The 24,575-nt window shown below is 59.9% G+C and carries 19 protein-coding genes; 7 read left to right on the forward strand and 12 right to left on the reverse strand.

Translation table 11 applies throughout. The features are described 5' to 3' along the window. The first annotated feature begins 1 nt into the window (after position 1). The 5 genes from AAF739_08215 (at position 2) to AAF739_08235 (ending at position 8,153) form a co-directional block, all read left to right on the forward strand. On the forward strand, positions 2–1,177 hold the full coding sequence (locus AAF739_08215; GenBank protein ID MEM6382642.1) for an efflux RND transporter periplasmic adaptor subunit: 1,176 nt from the start codon (positions 2–4) through the stop codon (positions 1,175–1,177). Positions 1,178–1,204: 27 nt separating this feature from the next. Then, positions 1,205–4,375: an efflux RND transporter permease subunit gene (locus AAF739_08220; protein ID MEM6382643.1), complete on the forward strand. Its 3,171-nt coding sequence runs from the start codon at positions 1,205–1,207 to the stop codon at positions 4,373–4,375. Between the two features lie 176 nt (positions 4,376–4,551). Continuing rightward, complete coding sequence (locus AAF739_08225; GenBank protein MEM6382644.1) at positions 4,552–6,042, forward strand: SulP family inorganic anion transporter; 1,491 nt, start codon at positions 4,552–4,554, stop codon at positions 6,040–6,042. 10 nt (positions 6,043–6,052) lie between these two features. Further along, entirely contained in the window at positions 6,053–6,916 is an 864-nt protein-coding gene (locus AAF739_08230) for a universal stress protein (GenBank protein ID MEM6382645.1), read from the forward strand. A gap of 229 nt (positions 6,917–7,145) precedes the next feature. Continuing rightward, positions 7,146–8,153 (forward strand): 2-oxoglutarate and iron-dependent oxygenase domain-containing protein, encoded by a 1,008-nt coding sequence (locus AAF739_08235; protein ID MEM6382646.1) that lies wholly within the window; start codon positions 7,146–7,148, stop codon positions 8,151–8,153. A gap of 54 nt (positions 8,154–8,207) precedes the next feature. On the opposite strand, the gene AAF739_08240 is transcribed toward AAF739_08235, so the two are convergent. The 8 genes from AAF739_08240 to AAF739_08275 form a co-directional block, all read right to left on the reverse strand. Further along, a complete protein-coding gene (locus AAF739_08240; GenBank protein MEM6382647.1) occupies positions 8,208–8,882 on the reverse strand; it encodes an FkbM family methyltransferase in 675 nt (224 codons plus the stop codon). A gap of 107 nt (positions 8,883–8,989) precedes the next feature. Then, on the reverse strand, positions 8,990–10,054 hold the full coding sequence (locus tag AAF739_08245) for a glycosyltransferase family 4 protein (GenBank protein ID MEM6382648.1): 1,065 nt from the start codon (positions 10,052–10,054) through the stop codon (positions 8,990–8,992). Then, positions 10,054–11,643, reverse strand: coding sequence for an ABC transporter permease subunit (locus AAF739_08250; protein MEM6382649.1), 1,590 nt, complete (start codon positions 11,641–11,643; stop codon positions 10,054–10,056). Before AAF739_08250 ends, AAF739_08245 begins: the two co-directional genes overlap by 1 nt. Beyond that, positions 11,640–12,440: an ABC transporter ATP-binding protein gene (locus tag AAF739_08255; protein MEM6382650.1), complete on the reverse strand. Its 801-nt coding sequence runs from the start codon at positions 12,438–12,440 to the stop codon at positions 11,640–11,642. The genes AAF739_08250 and AAF739_08255 overlap by 4 nt, the downstream gene beginning before the upstream one ends. Then, positions 12,430–13,413, reverse strand: a complete 984-nt coding sequence (locus tag AAF739_08260; protein ID MEM6382651.1) for an ABC transporter substrate-binding protein — start codon at positions 13,411–13,413, stop codon at positions 12,430–12,432. The genes AAF739_08255 and AAF739_08260 overlap by 11 nt, the downstream gene beginning before the upstream one ends. Before the next feature lie 106 nt (positions 13,414–13,519). After that, entirely contained in the window at positions 13,520–14,476 is a 957-nt protein-coding gene (locus tag AAF739_08265) for a lysylphosphatidylglycerol synthase transmembrane domain-containing protein (GenBank protein ID MEM6382652.1), read from the reverse strand. After that, positions 14,473–16,116 (reverse strand): sulfatase-like hydrolase/transferase, encoded by a 1,644-nt coding sequence (locus AAF739_08270; protein ID MEM6382653.1) that lies wholly within the window; start codon positions 16,114–16,116, stop codon positions 14,473–14,475. The genes AAF739_08265 and AAF739_08270 overlap by 4 nt, the downstream gene beginning before the upstream one ends. Continuing rightward, on the reverse strand, positions 16,113–16,901 hold the full coding sequence (locus AAF739_08275; protein MEM6382654.1) for a CDP-alcohol phosphatidyltransferase family protein: 789 nt from the start codon (positions 16,899–16,901) through the stop codon (positions 16,113–16,115). The genes AAF739_08270 and AAF739_08275 overlap by 4 nt, the downstream gene beginning before the upstream one ends. Before the next feature lie 262 nt (positions 16,902–17,163). Between AAF739_08275 and mdoH the strand changes: the two genes are divergently transcribed. Both mdoH and AAF739_08285 read left to right on the forward strand, forming a co-directional pair. Then, positions 17,164–18,741: a glucans biosynthesis glucosyltransferase MdoH gene (mdoH, locus tag AAF739_08280; protein ID MEM6382655.1), complete on the forward strand. Its 1,578-nt coding sequence runs from the start codon at positions 17,164–17,166 to the stop codon at positions 18,739–18,741. Continuing rightward, positions 18,738–20,243, forward strand: a complete 1,506-nt coding sequence (locus AAF739_08285) for a glucan biosynthesis protein G (GenBank protein MEM6382656.1) — start codon at positions 18,738–18,740, stop codon at positions 20,241–20,243. The genes mdoH and AAF739_08285 overlap by 4 nt, the downstream gene beginning before the upstream one ends. Here AAF739_08285 and AAF739_08290 read toward each other — a convergent pair. The 4 genes from AAF739_08290 to mtnK all read right to left on the reverse strand — a co-directional run bounded on the left by AAF739_08290 (position 20,240) and on the right by mtnK (position 24,535). Then, on the reverse strand, positions 20,240–20,980 hold the full coding sequence (locus tag AAF739_08290; GenBank protein ID MEM6382657.1) for an endonuclease/exonuclease/phosphatase family protein: 741 nt from the start codon (positions 20,978–20,980) through the stop codon (positions 20,240–20,242). The genes AAF739_08285 and AAF739_08290 overlap by 4 nt on opposite strands. A gap of 132 nt (positions 20,981–21,112) precedes the next feature. Next, positions 21,113–22,093: a sugar-binding transcriptional regulator gene (locus AAF739_08295; GenBank protein MEM6382658.1), complete on the reverse strand. Its 981-nt coding sequence runs from the start codon at positions 22,091–22,093 to the stop codon at positions 21,113–21,115. A gap of 82 nt (positions 22,094–22,175) precedes the next feature. Next, positions 22,176–23,273, reverse strand: a complete 1,098-nt coding sequence (mtnA, locus tag AAF739_08300; protein ID MEM6382659.1) for an S-methyl-5-thioribose-1-phosphate isomerase — start codon at positions 23,271–23,273, stop codon at positions 22,176–22,178. After that, positions 23,270–24,535, reverse strand: a complete 1,266-nt coding sequence (gene mtnK, locus AAF739_08305; GenBank protein ID MEM6382660.1) for an S-methyl-5-thioribose kinase — start codon at positions 24,533–24,535, stop codon at positions 23,270–23,272. The genes mtnA and mtnK overlap by 4 nt, the downstream gene beginning before the upstream one ends. Between the last annotated feature and the right edge of the window lie 40 nt (positions 24,536–24,575).

Below are 24,575 nucleotides of genomic sequence, written 5' to 3' on the forward strand. Positions count from 1 at the left end.
GATGCCTGTATTCCCATCTCGCATCCCAAGCGCGCTTTCAGCGCTCGTTTTGCTTTGTGTCGCCTCGGCGGCACTGGCGCAAGGCGGCCCCTCTCCCGTTCAAACAGAGCGGGTTGAAATGCGAACACTATCCGAGACACGGCCAGTCTTCGGGCAGGTGGTTGCGCAAAACGACAGCACAGTCGCGACGCGTGTTGCGGGGATCGTTGCTGAGGTTGGGGTATTGGTGGGCGATCGCGTGGAGCCCGATGCCATGTTGGCTGTGCTTGATCGCGAGTTGATCGGCATCGAGCTGGCCCAAGCAGAAGCGAACCTCGCCGAGGCCCAAGCTGGTATTGAGGTCGCGACCGCGCGTGTCGCCCGTGCCGAGGATGCGTTTGCGCGGATCGACCAGTTGCGCGGTAGCAACGCGTTTTCGGAGGGACGGCTTGAGGAACTTCGGGGTCTATTCTCTGAGGCTCAAGGGCAATTGGCTCAAGCCCAGGCGCGCTTGTTCAATGCACAAGCGGCCTATGATCGTGCGCTCTACAATAACACCAATGCGCGGATTGCTGCGCCCTTTCGCGGCATTGTCCTCGAAGTCGAAGCGGACCGTGGCCAATACATCGCGGCCGGCGCGACGGTCGCTCGTATTCTGGACATCACCACCCTTGAGATAGAAGCAAGCGTTCCGGCACAATATGTCGCCGGATTGGAACAGGGCATGAGCCTGCCGGCAGAAACCGCAGACGGCGTGCCGGTTGACGTCGTTGTGCGGGCCATCCTGCCGACGGAAGCGGCCGCCACAAGAACGCGGCCAGTCCGCTTTTCCCCCGCTGATGGGGAACTTGGCGCTTTGGCTGCTGTCGGCCAATCGATAACCGTTTCTGTTCCAACCGCACCGCCGCGCGAAGCACTCTCTGTTCCAAAAGATGCCCTTACACAGGGGGCGCAGGGCTGGTCTGTCTTCGTCGACGACAATGGCAGCGCGCAGCCTCGTACAGTGCAGATCGGTGCAGCGATGGGTGATCGCTTTGAGGTACTGTCTGGCCTGACCGAAGGCGACTTCGTTGTGGTCCGCGGCAACGAACGGCTGTTCCCCGGTCAACCCATTCAGGCGACGAACGCGCCGGCCGACGACGAACAGGGGGCGGCTGAAACCGCAGCCAACCCCGCCACCGGTCCGGTACAGAACTAGCGCTGGCCGCGAAAGGAGCGACGTCTCATGGATTTCATTCGCTTCGCCATAGATCGGCCGATCGCAGTCGTCGCCACCGTCATCATGGCTCTGATGTTTGGCGCGTTGGCGCTGAGCCGCATTCCCATTCAGCTGGCCCCGGATGTCCGCGCGCCGGTGGTCGTGATCACAACCGAATGGCCCGGCGCGGCGCCCATCGAAATCGAGCGCGAGATCGTCAACCCGCAGGAAGAGGTGCTGCGCGGCCTCGAAGGTCTGGAACTTATGAGTTCCACCTCGCAAACCGGAGAAGCGGAGATCACGCTCGAATTCGCAATCGGCGTGGATATGAGCCAGACGCTTCTGCTGGTGTCGAACCGCCTCGACCGCGTCAGCGACTACCCGGACGAAGCGAGCGAGCCGACGCTCGACACTTCGGGATCGGATGACAGCCCCATTGCTTGGGTGTTGGTTCTCGGTGGGGAAGGCAACACGCGCGACCTGCCCACCTATGGCGATTTTGTCGAAGACATCATCAAGGATCGCGTCGAGCGCGTCGAAGGCGTTTCGGCCGTCAATGTTTTTGGGGGTGTCTCGCGGGAGCTGCAGATCGTGCTCGACCCACAGCAACTGGCGCGCTTCGGGCTGACGGTACCCGAAGTTGTGGCACGCCTTCGCACCGAGAACATCTCGATTTCCGCGGGCGACGTGGATGAAGGCAAGCGCCGCTATGTCGTGCGGGCCGAGGGCAATCTCAACACGATAGAAGCGGTAGAAGCTGTTGTGCTGCGCTCGCAGGCCGATGGTGGCCCGCTTGGCCGCGTGCGCGTTGCAGATGTCGCCCGCGTCGGCTTCGATTTTGGCGAGCCAACCGTAAGGCTGCGTTTCAACGGCGAGCCGGGTTTGGCGTTCAATATTGTCCGCGAACGCGGCGCCAACGTTATTGAGACCATGGGCGAAGTCCGGCGAACGCTGGATGAACTCTCAGCCGGCCCCGTCGCGGATCAAAACCTTGTTCTCAAGCAGGTCTATGACGAGACCATCTACATCGAGGGCGCAATCGACTTGGTGGTGCAGAACATATGGATCGGAGGCGGGCTCGCCGCCTTGGTGCTGCTGCTCTTTCTGAGAAGTCCGCGCGCAACCCTCGTCGTTTCCCTTTCGATCCCTGTTTCCATCGTTGCCACGTTCGTGGTGATGGCGGCCACGGGTCGAACGCTGAACGTTATCTCGCTCGCTGGCATCGCCTTTGCTGTGGGCATGATCGTCGATGCGGCCATCGTTGTTTTGGAGAATATCTACCGGCTCCGCGAAGAAGGCCTTTCGAGGCAGCAGGCGGCCTACAAGGGCGCGAAGCAGGTTTGGGGGGCGATCCTGGTGTCAGCCCTTACAACGGTTCTGGTTTTTATCCCGATTCTGATCATGCAGCTTGAGGCGGGTCAGCTGTTTCGCGACATCGCGGTCGCGATTTCAGTTTCCGTTCTGCTGTCCTTGGTTGTAGCGGTCACGGTTATCCCAAGCCTGTCGAGCCGGCTGCTTGGTTCGGGAAAACAATCCACCATTCCGCTTCCGGGCATCGATCATCTCGGACGCGGCTTCAAGGCACTCGTAATGCTCTATGTGCGGGCCACGGTGCGTGCCCGAATGCTGGGCATTGTGATGGTGTCGCTTATCGCCGGAAGCGCCGCGCTTGCAGCCGTCACATTCCTACCGCAGCTTGAATATCTGCCCGAAGGGAACCGCAACCTCGTCTTCGGGCTGATCATTCCCCCGCCTGGCTACAATCTCGACACCACCGAGACGATCGCAGAGCGCATCGAGCGGGCAGCCCGGCCTATGTGGGAAGCGGCGCCCGCCCTCGAACTCGAAAATGGCGACCCGGTCATCGAGAATTTCTTCTTCGTGGCGACCCCAGGCAACAGCTTTGTCGGCGCGACTGCGGTAGACGGCACCCGTGCAGGCGATCTGATCCCCATTCTCTCGCGCCCGATTTTTGCCGAGCCAGGGACGTTCGGCTTCATGACGCAGCCATCGCTTTTCGGCCAGGGCGTGGGTGGCGGGCGAACCATAGAACTCAACGTCTCCGGTCAGGATTTGGGCGCTATTCTTGGCATCGCCGGACAGGCTGCGGGGATAGTATCGGGCATTCTCCCGCGCTCGGAAGGTCATCAGTTCCGGCCGATCCCAGGCCTTGAGCTGGGCGCGCCAGAAATTCGGCTGATCCCGGACCGACTGCGGCTTGCAGATGCGGGCCTTGATGCGACCGCTTTGGCAGCCACGGTCGATGCCTACAATGACGGTATTCGCGTTGCCGAAATTACGGAGGGCGCAGATCGCTTGAATCTGGTCCTACTCGGCGACCGGACGGAGCTGACTGGCCTCCGCACGCAAGACGTTGGCAGTTTCCCCGTGGTGACACCATCGGGGCTGATCGTACCGGTGTCGGCGTTGGCCGACGTCGTTGTAACCGCAGGCCCAACCGAGATCCGCCACCTTGATAGGTTGCGCACGGTCACCCTTGAGGTCAGGCCCTCCGACGCGCTCGCGCTCGAAACTGCCGTCACCATGCTGGAAGACCAGGTCGTCGCCCCGCTGCAGGAGCAAGGGCTGCCGCCAGGCATCCGTCTTTCGGTTTCCGGAACCGCTGACCAGTTGAGCCAGACTTGGGGCGCGATCCAGATCAATTTGATTGTTGCCCTGCTGATCGTTTTCCTGGTGATGGCGATCCTGTTCGAGAGTTTTGTTCTGCCGCTTGTAATCCTGATCTCTGTGCCGGTTGCGGCGGCTGGTGGCGTAGGCGGGCTCGCACTCCTCAATACGTACCAGACCCAGCCGCTCGACATGCTCACCCTGTTGGGCTTCATCATCCTCATCGGCATCGTCGTGAACAATGCCATCCTCATCGTGCACCAATCACTGATCAATCTGCGTGAAGAAGGCATGTCGCCGACCGAGGCTATCGAAGAGGCTACCAACAACCGCATTCGCCCGATCTTCATGTCCACCTTCACATCGATCATGGGCATGCTGCCATTGGTGCTGGTGCCCGGAGAAGGCGCTGAACTGTATCGAGGCCTCGGTGCGGTTGTGGTTGGTGGGCTTTCCATGTCGGCGTTTCTGACCCTGTTGACGGTGCCTCCACTCCTGCGGCTTTGCCTGCGCGCGCCAACAACCAATCACGCAACCCCCCGTGGAGCTGCTGCCGCGCCAGCTGAGTGACGCAAACCACTTCACCCAACCGGCTTGGCTGATGCCGCTGGCGGCGCTATAGCGGCGCTCGGTGCCACCGGCCATTTCTGGACGTGCCCCCGACCGTACCGGTTTCCTCAAAGTACCGGCTTCAACCTCTCGCACCACCGATGCGCCGTAAATAGGTGCATCGGGTCAGGATATGCATGATTTCGCTCGATGCTTATCGTCATCAATGGTTCCACAACATTCGCGGGGACCTGCTTTCCGGTCTCGTCGTTGCGCTCGCGTTGATCCCTGAGGCTATCGCCTTCTCGATCATCGCCGGGGTCGACCCCAAGGTTGGCCTCTACGCCAGCTTCTCTATCGCCGTAATCACCGCCATTGCAGGCGGACGGCCGGGCATGATTTCCGCCGCAACGGCCGCGACAGCAGTCCTGATGGTGACCTTGGTTCGCGACCACGGCCTGCAGTATCTACTTGCGGCGACAGTCCTTGCCGGTCTCCTTCAGATTGGGGCCGGTGCTCTGAAGCTCGGTTTCGTGATGCGCTACGTCTCGAAATCCGTGATGACCGGTTTCGTGAACGCGCTCGCGATCCTTATTTTCATGGCGCAGCTACCTGAACTTGACCCACGCGAGGTCACGTGGATGACCTATTTGTTGGTCGCAGTCGGACTTGCCATCATCTACCTCTTTCCGCGCGTGACACGTGCTATCCCCTCCCCGCTGGTCACGATCATTGTTCTGACAGCGCTGGTCTGGGCGCTTGGCATCGATGTGCGGTCGGTCGGCGATATGGGCGAATTGCCCGATACACTGCCGATGTTTCTCATCCCCGATATTCCGCTCAATCTGGAAACCCTGATGATCATTCTGCCCTATTCGATCGCCGTTGCGGTCGTGGGCCTGCTTGAAAGCCTGATGACGCAAAACATCGTCGATGACCTCACCGACACTGCGTCCGATCGCAATCAGGAGTGCATTGGTCAGGGCCTTGCGAACACGGCGACGGGCTTCATAGGCGGCATGGCAGGCTGCGCCATGATCGGCCAGTCCATCATCAATGTGAAATCAGGCGGACGCGGGCGACTGTCCTGCTTTGTCGCCGGTGTTTTCCTTCTAATCCTTGTGGTGGGCTTGGGCGACTTTGTCTCCATCATCCCGATGCCCGCGCTCGTTGCCATCATGATCATGGTGTCAATTGGAACGTTCTCATGGTCATCGATCAGCAATCTGCGGACCCACCCGCGCTCGTCATCCGTTGTGATGCTGGCGACCGTGATAACGGTCGTGTTCACCCACAACCTCGCCATCGGCGTACTGGTCGGCGTGCTTCTGTCGGGTATCTTCTTCGCAGCAAAGATCGCACAGCTATTCCGGGTTACGCCCACCATCAGCGATGACGGTCGCGTCCGCACCTACCGGGTTGAGGGGCAGCTGTTTTACGGCTCAGTCGAGGATCTCATGGCCGCCTTTGATTTTCGCGAGGTCCCCGAGCGGATCATCATCGATGTGTCGGACGCTCACATATGGGATATCTCATCGGTTCAGGCACTCGACATGGCCGTTTTAAAGTTCCGACGTGACGGTGCTGATGTCGAGATTGTCGGCATGAATCAGGCGTCCGAAACGCTCATGGATCGGCTTTCCGTGAAAGACCAACCCGGCGCGCTCGACGCGCTGGACGCGCACTAGGGGCATGCAGATGACGGAACCGAACGGCAAACTTGTCGCCCTTGTCGATGGCTCAATCTACTCGCAGAGCGTTTGCGATCATGCAGTCTGGCTCGCGCAGCGCACCGGATGGTCTGTTGAACTGGTTCATGTCCTGGGGCACCGCGAAGGCACGCAGCATAAGGACCTGTCAGGCGCCATTACGCTTGGCGCGCGAACTGCTCTTCTGGAAGAGCTTGCCGAGATTGATGCGCAGAGGGCAAAGGTCGTCTCCCATCGGGGGCGCGCGATCCTCGAAGACGCAAGGGCAATCTTCGAGAGTGCTGGTATTGAGAACGTGACATCGCGCCTTCGGCAAGGCGATCTTGTCGAAAGCGTCCTGGATCAGGAAAGCGACGCCGACCTGGTGATGATCGGCAAACGCGGCGAGGCTGCCGATTTTGCCAAAGGGCATCTTGGCTCCAACCTGGAACGCATTGTTCGATCCAGCCGCAAGCCGATCTTCGTTGCGTCGCGCGCGCTTCAACCCATCAATAAGGTTCTGATCGCCTATGATGGCGGCACATCGGCGATGAAGGCGGTGGACCATATCGCCCGCTCACCGATCTATCGTGGGCTTGAGGTTCATGTGGTCACGGTCGGCTCAGATACCGCAAGCACCCGCAAAGAGCTTGAGGATGCGCGAGCCATGCTTAAGGCCGCAGGGACGGAAGCACATATCGAGGTCTTGTCGGGACAGCCAGAAACGGCGCTCGGAGATCACGTCGAAGGCCACGATTTCGACCTTCTGGTGATGGGAGCCTATGGTCATTCGCGCATCCGCTCGATGATCATCGGCTCAACGACAACACAAATGGTTCGCTCCTGCCGTATCCCCATCGTGCTGATCCGGTAGCTGGCAGTTTAGGCAAACCTTCGATTGCGCCAGCGCCCTTTGACCAACATTTGGGCGGTGGCGCGGCTCCAGTGCGTTGAAATCATAGCGAGGCTTTGCGACCCTGAATTGGGCGGAAAGCACGAGATTTGTGCTCGCTCGAGGAGTAGAAGCAGTCAGCGCTCGCGCCAGTGCGGCCCGCGCAGGTCATTGCTCCGCTATATCGCAACCGACTGTTTGGAGACCGATTATGGCCAACGCAACCGACTACGCTTTGCAGGAACTCAACAAGGAAACCACCATCGGCGGTGTGGGAACGGAGGTCCAACGCGAAATCCCGCGCATTGACCTGACCAACTTCGCTGAACGCAAGGACGATATCACCGATGAGCTGTGGGACGCTGCGACCCAGATAGGCTTCTTCCAGCTGACAGGGCATGGCGTTCCGCTTCCGCTTATTGACGAAGCATTCGCGATGTCGAAGTCTTTCTTCGCGCTTCCGCACGATGTGAAGGGCCAGTACCCCATGCAGCGGGGAACCAACTCGGGCTGGGAGTACAAGGCGCAGGTGCGCCCATCGACCGGTACGGCGGATCAAAAGGAAAGCTACCAGATCACCACAAGCCGCATGGAAGAGCTGAAGCTGTGGCCGACATCTGCAGAGCTTCCGGGCTTCAAAGCATCGATGCTCGCATTTGAGCGGGCTAACTGGCACCTGGCGACCAAGGTTCTGGGATGCTTCGCCACCAAACTCGGCATGGAAACCGACTTCTTCACGGTCGCACATGACCCGATGCAACCGACCTACCAGTCGACGGTCCGGCTGATCCATTATCTGGCGATGAAAGATGCCAAGCAGGAAGACTTCAAATATTGGCGCGCGGGCGCGCACTCGGACTACAACTGCCTTACCCTCCTGCACCAGCGTACCGGTCAGGGTGGTCTTCAGGTGGCGCCGGGTAAGGACGACGTTGAAGGGCTCGCTTGGACAGAAGTCGTGCCCGAAGATGGCATCATCACCTGCAACATCGGCGACATGCTCATGCGCTGGTCCGATGATGTGCTGAAATCCACGCTACACCGCGTTCGGATGCCAAAACCTTGCGAATATGATGGCCCGCGCTACTCGATTGCGTTCTTTGCGCAGGCCAACAAGGACGCCATGATCGTCGGGCCGAAGAACAAATATGAGCCGATGTCGGCAGGCGACTATATGCAGATGCGCTTGTCAGCCAACTTCGACAAGAAGGCCAGCTAGGCCGGGCCAAGCCAGCTGCTGCGCGCGAAAACCGTGCTGAGCAGCTGGCAGCCCTCAGCTCTCCTCGGTCAACCGAGCAAAGATATCGCCCGAATTGACCGCATCGGGCAGCTTGCCAATGAACGCACGCGCGGATGGCGCATCCGCCCATCGCGCGAAGCGCAAATCGTGCTCCTCGCCGAAACTGACGTTGAACCGGTAGTTGCCTAACGACACCAGCCGGTCGATGCACGACATCGCCACCGATCTTTGCAAGGTTGTGAATTCGAACGACAGGGCCGGAATGTGTCGGCTCAGGCCATTGAGAACCTCGTACTCAAAGCCTTCGACATCAACCTTCACAAAGTCCGGCTCTCCGTAGCGCTTGATCAAGGCGTCAAGCGTTGTGACCGGCACCGACAGGGTTTGGGTCCACCGCTGATCTCGCCATGCCCTGTCATGCGCAGCTGCAGCGATCAGCGCTTGCGACGCTGTTGATACAGTCGGATTGTCGGCGTTGATGTGAAACTGCGTGGAGCCAATGCGAGCGCCAACAGCCTCAGGGATCAGAGACACCTCATCGCATCGCCCGTAGAGCAGCCTTAAGGCCCGAAACAGCAAGGGCTGCGGCTCGACCGCGACAACCCGCGCGCCCAGCCGCACAAAGCTCCCAGTCCTGTCCCCGACATGCGCGCCGATATCGAAAACCAGCTGGCCGGGGCGGACCAGCTGAGCATGAAGCGCATCCATACGCTTGGTTCTTGCGCAATCCCGGTAATACACATCGAAAGAGCGACCCAACGGCGATCGCTTTCGGGTCTGTGGCTTGCGTTGTGCGATCTTGGTCATCACCGAATTTAGCGAGCAGCGGGAAGAGCGACCCGTTCAAGAACACCTGACGCCACCCTGGCCGTATCCCCCCAACCCGGCAGGGACGCACCGGCCATCAGAGCAGCACGAACCATTGCGCTTCGTCGCTCCTCATCAGCGAGCAGCGTTGAAAGCGCGGCGGCAAAGGCATGAGCGTCTTCAGGTTGCACGAGTACTCCCGCATCAGCCGGCACGGTTTCGGATACTGCGCCGGTATCGCAGGAGACGATCGGTAGACCGTAGGCGAGCGCTTCATCGAACACGATGCCGTAACCCTCATAGCGTGTCGCCAAGGCGAAGAGCGATGCTTGCCGGTAGAGGCTATCAAGTTCCTCGGCCTCCACACGCCCAGCCAGCCGCACGCGCTCCTGCAGACCAAGCTCTTCTCTGAGTTGCTGCAGTTCGTTGGCGTGATCGTGATCATAAGCCGAGCCCACAATCACCGCGCGCCAGTCCAGACCGGCTAGCTGCCCGAGCGCACGCAGGAGGATATCGTGGCCTTTGCGCGGATGCTGGATGCCTACTGACAGGATCAGAAATGGATCGGACCTTTGCGTATCTGCGCTTGGCTTTGGCTTGTCCGTGCCCGGACGCGCGATGGTTATGGCGCGAGGATCAACGCCATAATCCGCCCGCAGGATCGATGCCGTATGTGGGCTGGGCACCAGCACATGGTCGGCCAGCGCGAGATTTGCGCGCTCCGTCCGGAACAAGTGATCCGCTCGCTCTTTAGAAAGCCCGCTTTCGAGCGCCAGCGGATGATGGATCATCCCAACGATCGGCGCCGACACCCCGGCAAGTCCATCGGTTGCAATTGAACCGTAGACCAGACCATCCAGAATCAGCGGTTGATCTGCGGGGATCGCCTGAAGCTTGCCCACAGCATCCCTCATGTCGGCTTGGGAAGGATCGGGAAAGCCAGAGCCGAGCTGTATGTGGTGCACTGCGTGGCCAAGCTTGCGCAGCCCCTCGAGCAGCCGCCGCTCATAAATGTATCCGCCTGTGAGTGTGGTGATATCGCCAGGGATCGCAAAGGCTGCCGCAACAGGCATTATTGCGACTGCTCGGGGGCATAAACCCTCAAAACGCGGGCTTCAAGAAGGCCGACCAACGCGTACCCCAGTGCGGAGAGGATCGAGACGATCACGATGGTGCTCCACAGCATATCGTAGTCGGACAAGGACGCTGAGAGGGCCATCAGGCTACCAATACCCCCGCCTGTGGCCAGCCACTCGACCACGGTGACCGCAAGAACGGCGGCGGGAACACTCATTCGTGCAGCGGCGAAAAGGGCGGGAAGCATGGCCGGTATCCGCACATAGACCAGCCTTTGGAGCGGAGTTGCGGCATAGCTCGAGGCTACGTCCAGTGCCTGACCTGGCGCCTGACGCAAGCCATGCAGACAGGCGACCAGCGTCGGGAAAAAGACCATCACGGCAACCAGCGTAATTGTGCCGACGGCGCCGCGCCCAAGGACAAGAACGATCAAGGGCGCAGTGGTCACAATCGGGACCGATCGCAACGCGATGGCGACCGGCATGGTGATGCTTGCGACGGACGGGGCCAGAACAAGGAGCATGGCCAGCCCTGCTCCGACCAATAGGCCGGCAAGATAGCCGGGGACCAGGTAGATCAACGTTTCGCTTATGGCGGACCGAAGCGACGACCGCGTCTCGGCGGCATCGGCCTGGGTGAAAAGCGCGGCATAGACATCACCGGGCGTTTTCGCGAAAAACGGATTGAGACCGCTGAGTTCCAACGCGACCCACCAAACCATCAAACACACAGAAACGATCAACGCCACGTCGATCAGCCCTGCCAAAGAGCGCCGATCGCCCTTGGCTACCGTCTTGGGAGGGGCAAGAATCGCAGGTGGAGGGTCCTTCAGTAGCCTTCGGGCCAACCAGCCCATGGCAGCGTATGCGGCGATGGCGACGGCGGTCGCAACAGTCGCGAGCGCCCACGTCATATCGACATCAAGGGCTCGCATGGCGCGAATGGTCAAAACACCCATCCCGCGTTCGGCGCCGGTAAACTCGCCAACCATAGCACCAAGAAAAGCGGCCGGAGCTGCAATCTGAAGTCCAGCCAACAGGTAAGGGGTGGAAGCGGCCAGCCGAACGTGCAGAAGCTCGCTGAGCCGCGAGCGGCCATAGCTTCGGATCAAGTCGAACCAGCTCGATGGCGCGGCTTTAAGACCAACCAGCAACGGAATGAGCGTTGTGTAATAGACAGCCAGCGCAGCGAGCGCGATTTGCGGGCCTTCGCCCGGCCCCATGAGAACCCTTAGGATTGGCCCCGTGGCGACCAGTGGCAGGCAGAACACAACAAGCGCAAGGCCGGTGACGACCCGTTGACTGGCAGGGAAGAGCAAAACAATCGCCGCGAGAATGATGGCAGCGATGTTACCGAAGGCGAAGCCCATTGCTGCGTTTGTGAAGGTGACACCAAGTGCCCGGATCATCAGCGCGGAGTTGTCGACCAAAAAACGAGCAACGGCGCTTGGTGGGGCGAGCACATAGGCGCCCGCAAAAGCCCTCCCCGCGACTTCCCACGCGACAACCACCAAAAGGGTCCCCAAAACAGGGATCCAAAAGGACCGGTCAAGGACGGTTTCGCGCGAGGCAGTGGCCGCAATCATTGTGCCGCAACAGGACGTTCGCGGTGCGCAACGCCTTTCGCTAACATCGCGTAAATCTGGTCAGAAAGATCGCGGAAGGCGTCTTTGCGTGCATCGTCCGAAGAGCGCGGTCGTTCGAGGCCAATGGAGATGTCAGCTACGACATCGGCCGGCCGAGCCGACAGGACAATGATGCGGTCGGACAGCATGATCGCTTCATGCACCGAATGCGTGACCAGCAGCGTTGTTGTTCCCCGCGCTTCCCACAGTTTGGGCAGATCTTGAACAAGCTGTCTGCGGGTCAGCTCATCGACGGCGCCGAACGGTTCATCGAGAAGGAGAAGGCCGGGTTTGGTAGAAAGGGCGCGGGCGATCGCTGCGCGCTGGCGCATCCCTCCGGACAGTTCCGCTGGTCGGGTGTCCGCAAAGCCATCGAGGCCTACGAGGGCGACGAGTTGATCAATGGCGGAAGGGTCAATCGGTCGCCGCGCGAGCTTCAAGGCCAGTTCGATGTTACCTCGTACCGTTCGCCAAGGAAGCAGGGATGGATCCTGAAATGCGATCGCAAGATCGGCCCGGCGCAGTGTAGCTTTCGGATCCGATCCTCCAATATCGATGCTACCCGCGCTCGGTACTTCGAGCCCTGCAATCATCCGAAGCAGGGTCGATTTTCCGCATCCCGATGGCCCGACAAGCGCGGTGGTCCTGCCGGCCTCAAACGAAAGGTCAACGGGGCGGACCGCTTCCAGCCCGCCCGAAAAAGTCTTTGATAGGCCTATGCACTGAATGGCTGGCGGTGGCTGCTGTCTACGCGCCATAGACCTCTTCAAGGATCGAGCGATCCCATAGATCAGCGGTTACAGTTCGACCCAGAAGTGCAAGCGTTTCGATGTTCTGCTGGACGGCTTCGTCGGTCCACCAACCGAAGCCATTGGCGTCGGTCTGCTCGGAGAACATCAGTGGAACTTGCCGCGCCGCCTGCAGTTTCTGCGTTTCGAGATCGAGGCCAGCATCGGGATACATCTCAAGGGTCAGTTCAGCGGCGGCATCAGTGTCTGCCTGGTAGGCTTCCCACCCACGCACTTCCCCTTGCATCAGGGCGACAAGGTCGGCCCGCCTGTCGGCAAGGCTTTCTTCGGTAGCGATGTAGGTTTGCGAATGAACCGCATAGCCATGGTCAGCCATGAGCATGGTTTGCGCATCTATCCCTTCGATCGCCATCGCGACTGGCAAATCCGTTTCCCAGGAAAGAAGGCAATCAACTTCGCCCGCAATCAATGGCTGGGCAGAATACTGGGTGGGCACGACCTCGATCCCGCTCGCATCGACGTCGTTGAGGGTACACAGCGCCTCAAGCACCGGCGTGTTTGCAAGCGCCATACCGATCCGCTTGCCCACCATGTCAGCAGGCTCGTTCACCGGATTTGAAGGCAACGAGGTGATGACAAACGGGTTTTTCTGCATCGCCACGCCGAGAATCTTGAAGCGCGCGCCCTGCTCTACCGCAGCGGCGGTGTAATCAGCGGCAGAAATGCCGATCAGCGCCGTGCCAGAGATAACCGGCGGTTCGACCGGCGCATTTGGACCACCTTGCAGGAGTGACACATCAAGGCCAGCATCTGACCAAAACCCCCTATCAAGGGCAATGTAACTGCCAGCGAATTGCGACGAATGCAGCCAAGAAAGTTGCATGTTTACGGCGGTCTGTGCGTGCGCGAGACGGACGCCCGGCAGGCCACTGGCAACGCCGACGCCGACCCCAAATCCGGCCAGCACCGAGCGGCGGGTCATTGAAGTTTTGTTATTCATAAAGTCCTCCTACGGCGCACAACGGTAGAGCCAGCAAGCGTGATGACAACACGCGAAAATCCTTACACAGGCGCGCGTCTTGTCGCGGCTAAGGTTCGCTCTGCCCAATTGGGTTTCGCCAAAGCGCCACGAAACCAGGCATTGTGGCAAGCAAGAACGCCAAACCGAAAACAATGCTGGTGGCCAAGCCCTCGCTGGCGCTGGCGCCGGCAAGCGGAAGGAGCGCAACCGCCGCGCCTTCCCGAACCCCCCAACCGCTAATTGTCAAAGGGATGAGCATCGTAAGGAGGATTAACGGGATAAGCGCGAAGACTGCGCCGGGCGGTAGAGCCAGACCCAACGCGCGCGCGCACAGGGCGAAGGCAAACAAGTTGCACAGCGCCGCGCAAACACTCAGGCCGATTTGCGCGCGGACCACCTTGGGCTCCAACAGCGCCTGCTTGAAGATAGCGTTCAGACTACGGAACGGCCCGCCAACCGCTCCAGGCAGACGTGCAAGGGCCAGTGCAATCAAGGGTAAGACCAAAGCTCCCCCGACCAGAACGACGACCGATGTAGCCAGCCAAGCGGGCCAGTCGATACCGCCAGGCATCAGCCAAGTTGTGACAAAAGCGACGCCGAGGATCGCAAACATAGCCGCTTGACCAGCCAACCGTTCAATCACCACTGCCTGTCCCGAAACAAGCAAACCCGCCTGGGAGCGCGCCCGGACGGCCCGGCTGGCATCGCCCAGAACACCGCCCGGCATTGTCTGGTTTATGAGTTGGGCCAGGTAGTATTCCTGGACTGCATGCAGGGGCGAAAGGATAATCCCAACCTGAGCGGCGGTCAGGCGCCAACGTTGCGCCGAAACGAGGGTTTGCAATGTCAGAGCGCCAAGGCCGCACAAGAACCAGCCGAAATGCAAATCCGAAACGACGCCAAGCGCTTGCGGGCCATCAGCGATGCGCCAGACCAGTACGAGGAGCAACACCGTTACAAAGGCTTGGCCCAGCCTCAGGGCAACTTTCAGCCTAACATGCGGAACATGAACTATGCTGGTCATTGGCGCGCGTGCCCAACAAGCTGCTCGGCACTGTAGACATCAATAATCACGTTCCGCATTTGATCCATTGGAACGACCGGCGAATCCTCAGCTGGTATCAACCCTTGCTCAAAGCCAGCCGCTTGCAACGGTTCGACGAGATGAGATGGTCCGATCACATGGATTGGCACGTCCGGTCGTTCGTCGAGCGCGACAAAATTGGTCGCTTGATGGTCGCCTATGACGATCATGAGTGGAGGTTCGGACGCGTGCAGTTCGGCATATGCTAAGACAGTTTGGAGCGCATAATCGACCGCCAGGCGGTATTGCGCGCGAACGCGATCACGGTCCCGCCAAACATCTCTTGGCGCGTCGCCCGATTGCACAGTTTCATTGTAAATCGTTCCATCGCCGATCGTTTCCCAGTCCAACAAATCAGGGACCGGCACCCAGGGCGCATGCGATGAGACAAGGGCAGCCTGCGCGAACAGTGGCCGGTCATCATCGCCTGGTGAGCGCAACAGCCTGTCGAGCGCAGCTAGGGTGAACTGATCGGGCATTGTCACCCAGTTGAACGCTTCACCGGCGTATCCAAGGTCCTCAGCTACAAGGACTGTTTCAAAGCCCATGAATTCAGCCTCGGGCCAATCAAGCGTTATTTGCGGCATCACGGTCGCGGTATGAAATCCAGAGCGTGCTGCGATGTGAAACAAGGACTGCCTGCCGCTCGCGAGCACAGCGCCATAGCTTGTTTGCCCATCGACCCAGAGCCCATTTGCAAATGTCGCATGGGCCAGCCAACTCTGACCGCCGCGGGTTGGCGAGCTCAGAAAGCGCGTAGCCATCGATAGGCCTGCCGCGCGCAACGTCGCCTCTCCCTCGCGCAAGGTCGCAAGGTGGAGATCGGCATATTGAGGCGTATCGAAGCTGGTTCGACCATAGCTCTCAACGAAGATGATCAGTGTGTCCCGGTCGATGAGACGCAAAAGGCTGTCGTTGCCCGCATATGGGTCGTTTGCTGCCGCTTGCTGAAAGGCCTGCAGATCAGCCAGGGTCTTGCGGGTCATTTCCACCCGCTCTACTCCCACACGCGCGGTAAACGCGCTGCCGGGTGGATCGATGGGCAGGGACCACCGACCCATCGCGTCGCCGATTTCAGCTGCGCAGAAGACCGCGAAAAGGCCAGCGCCGGTCACTGACGCCAGGCGGCGGCCGAACGGTATGTCGAAGCGTGCCCACAGACCAAGCGACCACCACAGCAGCAGCGCGACCAGCATGATCGCAAGCAAAGCGCCAAGAACCGCCAAATAGCCAGCCACAACACCGAACGCCCCATCTATGAGTTGCACAAGCGACCATACCAGCGAGATGTCAGCGACCGGATTGAAGCCCCGGTTGAGCGCGGTGAACATGATGAAATCGGCGGTCTTGAGGACAACAAGGAGTGTCAGTGCAGCCGTTATCATTGCACGCACAAACCGACCCACCCGCCCATCACCGAAGGCAACCATCGCAAGAACAACAACCGGCAGTTCCAGAGGAAAGACAAACAGCGCACGCCACCCCAGGGCTGCGGGGTGATTGGGTTGTATCAAAACGAGGTAGATGATCGCTGTCGCAAGGGCGGTGTGCGCGACGAGCCTTTTGTCTGTCCGGTTCACATGCGGTTCCGCCACAACCAGAGGCAGTCCACACTGAAGGACCAGATCAAGCCGATCGCCGCCAAGGTGGTCAGCAGTGCGGTCAGGTCGCCACCGACAATTGGAGCCTGTAGAGCGATCAAGACGGAAAGTTGCACCACACAGATCACCTTACGGCTAAAGCGTGCCGGGAGCGGCGCTCGCAACCACGGCCAAGCAGACTGAGCCAGAGCAAACAGATAGTGGGGCAGGCCCAGAAGTATGACCACCGCCGGAGCCGCGCCCGAAAACCATGCAAGGAGCGCAAGGACGAGTGCAAGCGCCGCATCTACCTGCATGTCAAAGGCTGCGCCAAAGCGGCTTGCCAGGCCCTGCCGCCGTGCGAGCCAGCCATCTGCCCCATCGAGCGAAAGCGCAAGCGCAGCGAGGGCAAATGGCGTCCAGGATTGTGTGTACGGCAAAGCCAGCGCGCCAAATAAAACCGCCGTCAATGCAAGCCTCATAAGGGTGACGACGTTACCGCCACCGAGACGACGATGTGGATAGTGGCGCGACATTCCCAGGAGTGTCAGCGTCGTTCCCACAACGAAGAAGGCGGCGCTGAGCGAAATAACCAACCACCAATTGGCTTGGTCCCCAAACAACGCAAAGCCAGCCAAAACCAGTGCCAGAAGGCATCCCAACGACGTCACGAACGCCCCCCGAACGGCTGGGTTTGCCGCCTCGAGGGACACGTCAGATCGGCTGGTTTGAGGAAGATGTGACCGCAACATACGCATCAAAATGACATTACCTTTCGACTGCATATGTCAAGCTTCTGTCACAAATGAGTTCCGGCGGGTCCGGGCGATGCTGGCGCACCCCTACTCGATGAAGCCCTCGCTATCGGGGCCGATAGCTTGACGATTGCCGAACGCCAAGCGCGGAAAAATGCTCAAAGTTTAGGCTAGCCATGAAAACGCCCAGATGCGGTTGCCATTCGTGCACAGCGCAATAGCTCTCGCGCTATGCAATCTTCGCTTTGATACCCACAATGGCTTGCAGCCAACAATCAGGATCCGATCCAACGTGATATTTGCTGACAGCGCCGTGGCCATCGATGAGATCATCGATGGAAAAAGGCTGCACCACCATCGTTGGAGATGGGCGTTTCTCGGGCTAACTGTTTGTCTCAGCGGCTTTGTGGTCGGTGCTAGTGCGCTGGCGATCGATCACTGGAACGCTGCGTCATTTATTGCACTGGTGCTCATCGGTCTGTGTGCCGTGTGGATTGCCGGCGGTGCGGCTACAGCCGTGATCGGCACCTTGGAAACCAATACAAAAGCTCGATCAGCACCGGCTGATTGGACCCCAAGCACAAAAACGGCTGTCTTGGTAACGCTATGTGGCGAGGATCCAAAGCCGGTCGCGACCTATCTGGCCGGCCTTCGAAGCGGTCTGGTAGCCCATGACCTTGCTCAATCGGTCGCCATTTTTGTTCTTTCTGATACCCAGGACCGTAACTGTGCAGCGGCGGAAGAGGTTGCGTTTGCCGATCTGTCAGCGAGCGGCCAGATCACCTACCGCCGCCGCGTCGATAATGTCGATCGCAAACCTGGCAATATCGCCGAGTGGATCCATGCCCATGGAGCGGCATTCGATCACATGATTGTCCTTGACGCAGACAGTCGGATGACGGCTGCGCGGATCAACAGACTTATCTGGCGGCTCGAAGCAAACCCCCGTACGGGTCTCATCCAGGCGGGCATGGCGCTTGTTCCCGCGCAGACACGCTTTGGGCACCATCAGCGCAACGCTGTCCGGTTGCTAGCGGGCAATTTTGGACGTGGCATGGCCGCCTGGGCAGGCTCTTCGGGGAACTATTGGGGCCATAACGCGATTATCCGGTTATCAGCTTTTCGCACTGCCGTACCGCTTCCAAGGCTCACAGGAAACGCCCCTCTGGGAGGGAGCATCCTCAGTCACGATTTCATCGAAGCAGCCTGGATACGCCGGGCCGGTTGGATGATCGAACTTGATCATGATGTCCGCGGTAGCGCCGAAGACGGTCCGCAGACATTGGAGAGCTTTCACCGTCGGGACCGGCGCTGGTGCCAGGGAAACCTCCAGCATTTGAGGCTCATCCTGACGCCCGGGTTGCATCCGATTAGCCGCCTCCATCTTCTAGGAGGCATCCTCGGTTACCTCGCATCCCCGCTATGGCTTGCCCTCGTAGCGCTCATCGCATTTGGCTGGATCCCAATTGCGGGGGTTTACCCGCTTTTTGCGGTTCTCATGGTTCTGCTTATCCCGCATGTCTGCGCTGCGGTAACGTGGGCGCGTCGTGCAAAAAACCGACGTCACCGTCTGATCGTCGCACGTGCTTGGATTAATCAGTTGTTTCTTTCATCAGTCGTTGCCCCGTTGATCATGGTTCGGCAAGCGGCGTCGGTGGGGTCAGTTCTAATGGGCCGGGACTGCGGCTGGAAAAGCGGGCGTCAACGAACGATGCACCTACCCGATGGCGTGATTGAAGCCTCAATTGGGCTCGCGATCCTTGGATTGAGTCTCGCCATTGGCCCGCAGGTGACAATATGGCTGGTCCCGCTTCTTGCGCCCCTCTTGCTCGCACCGATAATCATCCGTCTGCTTAACGCGCCGCGATGATCAACCGCCGCCACTTTATCGCGGCGATGGCAAGCACGGCCGCCGTCCACCTTTCCCCAACTACGGGCAGAAGCGAGACGTCTGATCTTCTTGAGTACGCGCGCCGCCTCGGCCAAAACGCGTACTCGCCGAGCACCTCTCAATTGCAAGCGCCTTTCGCAGACCTCGACTACGACGCCTACCGGGGTATTCGCCCCAAGCCTGGCCGCGCAGCCATGCTCCCGCTGGGGGAGCGCTATGCTTTCGATCTGCTCCCACCAGGACTTTATTTTCCTGACCCGGTCGCTATCGATATCATGCGGCCAAGTGGACCCGAACAGGTTGCGTTCAGCCCCGGTCTCTTCAGCTTCGAGCCACGTTACTTCGACGCAATTCCCGACAGAAGCCCCGGGGCGGACTTCTCTGGGTTGCGGTTACGGTACCCGCTGAACGCTGCCGACGTTCTCGATGAGGTGATGGTTGCGCAGGGGGGGAGCTACTTTCGCGCAATTGGCCAATCGATGGTCTACGGGCTGTCAGCCCGCGCTGTCGCAATCGGAACAGGCGGCGCTGATCCGGAAGAGTTTCCCCGCTTCATACAAATGAGATTGCATGAACCAGCGGGCGATGTGGTCCGCCTTGAAGCGGTCATCGACAGCCCGTCGCTCGCCGGGCACTTTGACATGAGGCTGCGCCCCGGAGCCGATACGACCGCCGAGATCACAACGACGTTGTTCCCACGAACGGTGATTGATGACGTTGGGATAGCGCCGCTGACATCCATGTTTCTCAAGGGGCCGATAAGGGCTTCGACATCCGATGACTTTCGCCCCCGGGTTCACGATAGCGATGTACTGTTTGTTCACAACGGTGCGGACGAGATGCTTTGGAGGCCGATAACCAACCCAGCCCAGCTCCAGACCTCCTCATTCATCGACGACGGACCGGCGGGTTTCGGGCTTTTTCAAAGCGCGCGCTCGTTCGAGGATTATGAAGACACTGAGGCTCGGTATCACGACAGACCTTCTGGATTTGTCCAACCGCTTGGTGATTGGGGCGCGGGCGCGGTGGTGCTGGTCGAAATTCCAACCGCCGATGAGTTTCTGGACAACATCGTCGCATTTTGGCGACCCGAGGCGGCGCTGCTACCGGGCGAGAGCTACCAGTATGACTATCGCCTTACATGGACACTGAACCTGCCCAACACGGGCGGCGTTGCATCGGTTCTTCAAAGCCGCAGCGGCCGCGAACATGATCAGCCAGGCGCCCGGCGGTATGTGGTGGACGTCGATACCCAGCAAAGGGATGCCGTGCCCGTGATCTCAGCAAGCGAAGGCGCCGAAATTGATGGGGTAAGTGCCTTCGCGCTGCCAGATGAACGCGGCACACGCGTGACTTTCCTCATGCGACCTCCGCCTGCCGATAGTGCAGAGATACGGCTTAGCCTTCGCGGCACCGATAACACCCCGCTCAGCCCGGTTTGGCTCCACCGGTGGACGCGGGCGCGCGATGGTGGGGTTTAGTCAGCGTCTGACCAGCTGACCCGTCCCCATATGGGCCGGTGATCGGAGGTCATGCGGATGCCAGGACCGTCGAGCACCTCCGTTTCGACCTGAGCCAGATCGGGAGACGCCAGAATACGGTCCAGCGGAAGCATTGGTCTATTGATCGGAAACGTGCCCTTAGCTGGCCCTGAAAATGCGTGTTGCATCACACGAGCAGACAGGGCCATGCCGCCCCAGGGTCGCCACTCATTGAGGTCGCCAGCCAGGACCGTCGGCATCGGCGCTCGGCGAAACAGATATTGGCCAATCGTGCGCAACTGAGCCATACGCAGTCCCTGCCATAACGACAGGTGGGTGCCGATCCAACGCACGTTATCTGTGCCCGAGCGTGCGTCAACGATCACAGCACCGCGATGGCAGTGCCCGGGAAGGTCAAGAACGTCCAGCCGCTCTATCGCAAAGCGTGGCTGAAGAAAGACGATCACACCGAGAAAACCGTGGCTTCGTTCACCCCAACGGTGATCGGTATGCGTGTGGACGCAACGCAATCCGGTGGACATCTCCAGCCGCTTGATATCAAGCAGGCCAGCATGAGGCGGCACCTCCTCATCGGCTTCAGTCAGGATCAGCGCGTCAGTTTGAGGCCGCCAGACCTCGTCCTCCAGCACCTGCACCGTGCGATCGGGGTCGACGATACCGTCATTACCACGGCAGCGGTGTACGTTCCATGTAATGCAGGAGACCAAGGTGCCCACCAACAACCAGCTTCGGTCACACAGTCGTAGCGCCGCGACGTTAACCGCCCCCAAATATCACGATTGGGGGATCTCGCACCTGTCTGCCAGCCATAATGCGCCCGCGCGGCGCGCCGTGTTCTTGTGGGCAAACTATGCGGAGCGGGACGGCATGAGGAGCGCCGTCGCCATATCCTCGTCGGTAATCAAATGGGTCGCGAAACCGCCACGCAGCGCCGATCTGACAGCCTCGCGCTTATCAGGTCCACAAGCCACCAGTATCCGCGTCTTAACGGCGCTGAGCGTCGCAAGCGAAACGCCGATCAGCCGGTCGGAAAGGGGCCCCGTAACCTCCTTGCCGTCCGCATCGATGAAATTCCCCCAGAAAACGCCGTGCGCGCCTTTGTTCAGGTAGATGGAAAGCTCGCCGTCGTCCGCCATTCCGGAGCTCATAAGCGTAACCGGCGCCGACAGACTTCCCACAGAAAACACCGCTTTGGATAAGGTTGATAGGTCCTGTAGCTGCCTCGCAATGACAGGTTCATCGCAGAGCTTCGACGCGAGTTCAGCCGTCGAGACGACAGCTGGCGCGTGCAAGGTGTGGCATGTCGCAAGGCTGCGCCGTGCGATTTCGATCGCGCACGCTTCAGCGGCATAAAGCGGATTAAAACTCATCGAACCCACCATCTGATAGACACTGAGATCGGCAATCGGGCCGTTGGGAAATCGCCGCGCCACGCGCTGGACCGTCTCCCCCCATGCAACGCCAAGCCGATCCCCAGGTTCAAGGAGATCACGCAACGCAGAAGCCGCCAGTTGCGCCACGCGGTCCAAGACAGCGTCGTCGCTTCGCGGCTGCAAATCATGGTGGGCGACATAGCAATCGGTGAGGCTGAACGCCTCTGCCAGTTGGCGCGCCAACGGCGATGCGGCGAAGCTCTCGCCGCGAATCCGGATGTCGACGATGCCGAGTTCGCGCGCCAAACGCAGGTAATTCACGATCGTCGCGCGCGACAGTCCTATCCGCTGCGCGATTTCGCTCTGGGTCAGCCCTTCTCGGTAGTACAGCATGGCGACATGGGCGAGCTGCGCCTCCGAGTGGCCTGGGTCTTTGAGGGGCTTGTTGTCCGTCATTGCTTAAGCAACCCGCCCTGTTAGCTGCGCGACCGGTCTGCGACAGTTGTCCGCCGTCCGACTGATAGACCGATCTCGCAGATCAAGCTGCGGCCCGCTCGGGGAACAGGCCGGCAAGGCCCTCGGGTGAGGCCTCACAAATGCCGCGCTCGGTAATCAGACCCGTCACCAGTCGTGCGGGCGTCACATCGAAAGCGGGGTTGCCGAGTGAAGAGCCATCCGGCGAAACCATGACTTCCGCGGTGGTGCCATCTTCGCTGACGCCCTGGATGTGCGAAACCTCCCGGCCAGGCCGCTCTTCAATTGGGATCTCTTTCACCCCATCGCTTACGGTCCAATCGATCGTGGGCGACGGCAGAGCAACATAAAAGGGCACGCCATTGTCTTTGGCGGCGAGCGCCTTGAGGTAGGTACCGATTTTGTTGCAGACGTCGCCGCGGGCCGTTGTGCGGTCTGTCCCGGTGATGACCATGTCGACCGAACCGTGCTGCATGAGATGGCCACCGGCATTGTCGGTGATGTAGGCGTGCTCGATGCCATGGCTGCCGAGCTCCCAAGCCGTCAGAGCACCCTGATTGCGGGGGCGCGTCTCATCAACCCAAACACTGATAGGCAGTCCAGCATCGGCGGCATGGTACATGGGGCTTGTCGCGGTACCCCAGTCCACAGTTGCAAGCCAGCCTGCGTTGCAATGGGTGAGAAGCCGCACAGGCTCCCCCGCGGGCTTGCGCGCAGCGATTTCCTTGATGATCTCCAATCCGTGGACACCGATCATGCGATTGATTTCCACGTCCTCATCGGCAATTGCGTGCGCAAGCTGCATGGCAGCACCGGGCCTTTCAGACGGCGAAAGCGGCTGCAGGTGCGCACGGCAGCGATCCAACGCCCAACGCAAATTGATAGCCGTTGGACGGGTTGCGTTCAGCTGCTGCCAAATCTCATTGAGGGCGTTATCTGACGGCTCCCGCCGCATCTGCTCGGCAACGCCGTATGCGGCCGTGGCGCCGATAAGTGGCGCCCCACGAACCCACATGTCCTTGATGGCTGTTGCAAAGCTCTCCGCGCTCTTGAGCGAAACCACCTCAAACGCATGCGGCAACCATCTTTGATCGATAATTCGCACCTCGTCGAGGCTGCGGTCATACCAGATCGAGCGGTAGGGCGTGCCGTTGACTTTCATAGCAAGTCCTTTGCGTTGGCTGCTTTTGCCATGTCGATCAAGGCCCCTGCACCTGCCGGCCGATCGAGCAATATCGTCCTGCCCAAGTCGATGCTGCGAGCCTCAAGCTTCGCGCGGGTTGCCGTGTCGTCGACAGTTTCGAAATCAGCATTGTGCGCGAGGGTGAGAATGCGGCGATGCAATTCGACGCCGCAGAACCCCATCGCGTCTTTCCAGATGTGCCCCATAAGCGCGTCGCGCGCACCGGCGGAGGACTGCCCCTGATCTTCCCACAGGCTGAGTGGGTACAGGATGCCCGTCCGCTCGACCTCCCAAAGTCTCTTGAATTCCTCGGCGAAGGCGTCGATTGTCTCGCTGATCACCGCCAAGAGCCAGTCCTGGTAGTCGAGAAGATCATTGGCGGATCGATGCGCGGGCTGGCTGAAATAGGCCATAAGGTAGTTGGAAATCAGCATTCCCAAGTCGAAACCGAACGGACCGTAAAAGGCAAATTCTGGGTCGATGATCCTGGTTTCGTTCTCGGTGCACATGACCGAACCGGTGTGCAAATCGCCATGCATCAGTGTCTCGCCGCCTGACGTAAAGCGCATGAGCATGGTTTGAGCGGCGGCTTTGACGTCAGGATCGGCGCGCAGGCGGTCGACAACAGGTTGCAGTTCGGGCGTGTGATGATTGCGCTCAGCATCGTAATAGCTATCGGTGAAGACCAGCTGTTCAGTGATGTCGCACAGTTCGACATTCCCGCTGAACAGCGCGGTGTCCGCCTTCTTCTGACCGGCCTGCATTGACAGATCGGAGCCGCGAAAGGCCGTTCGTGCGCAAAACCGACCCAATGCTGCGCCGAGACCGTCAACGCGCTCGCCCTTGATCAGCTTGCCGCGCAGGATGATGTGAGGAGACAGGTACTCCATGACGATAAGCGCTTGCGTCTCATCGAAATGGTAGATTTCGGGGACCATTCCCGGATCACGGGCAGCCTGTCGTGTCAGCGCGTGGTATTCGAAGAACGCACGCTTCAAAGGCAAGGGCCAGCTGTCGCCGACCAAGCGAACGTAGGGAAGTGCCTGCTTAACCACGATTTGCCCGCTTGGTCCGGAAACGATGAAAACCAGATTGAGGTTTCCGTCTCCGACTTCCTTCACGGTCCAGACGTCCGGATCGGAACCCACCCGCGCTCGGATCCCTGGCAACGGGCTAAGTCGTGCCGGTAGTGTACTGATCGTGAGTGCCTGGTAGTCGGGTTCTGTTACCGTTGTGTCCATCGCAGCAGCTTTCTGTTTCTGCTCGACCTCCGCAAAGCCG

The organism is Pseudomonadota bacterium, from assembly GCA_039024915.1.
In the GTDB taxonomy this organism is placed as follows: domain Bacteria; phylum Pseudomonadota; class Alphaproteobacteria; order Rhizobiales; family MH13; genus MH13.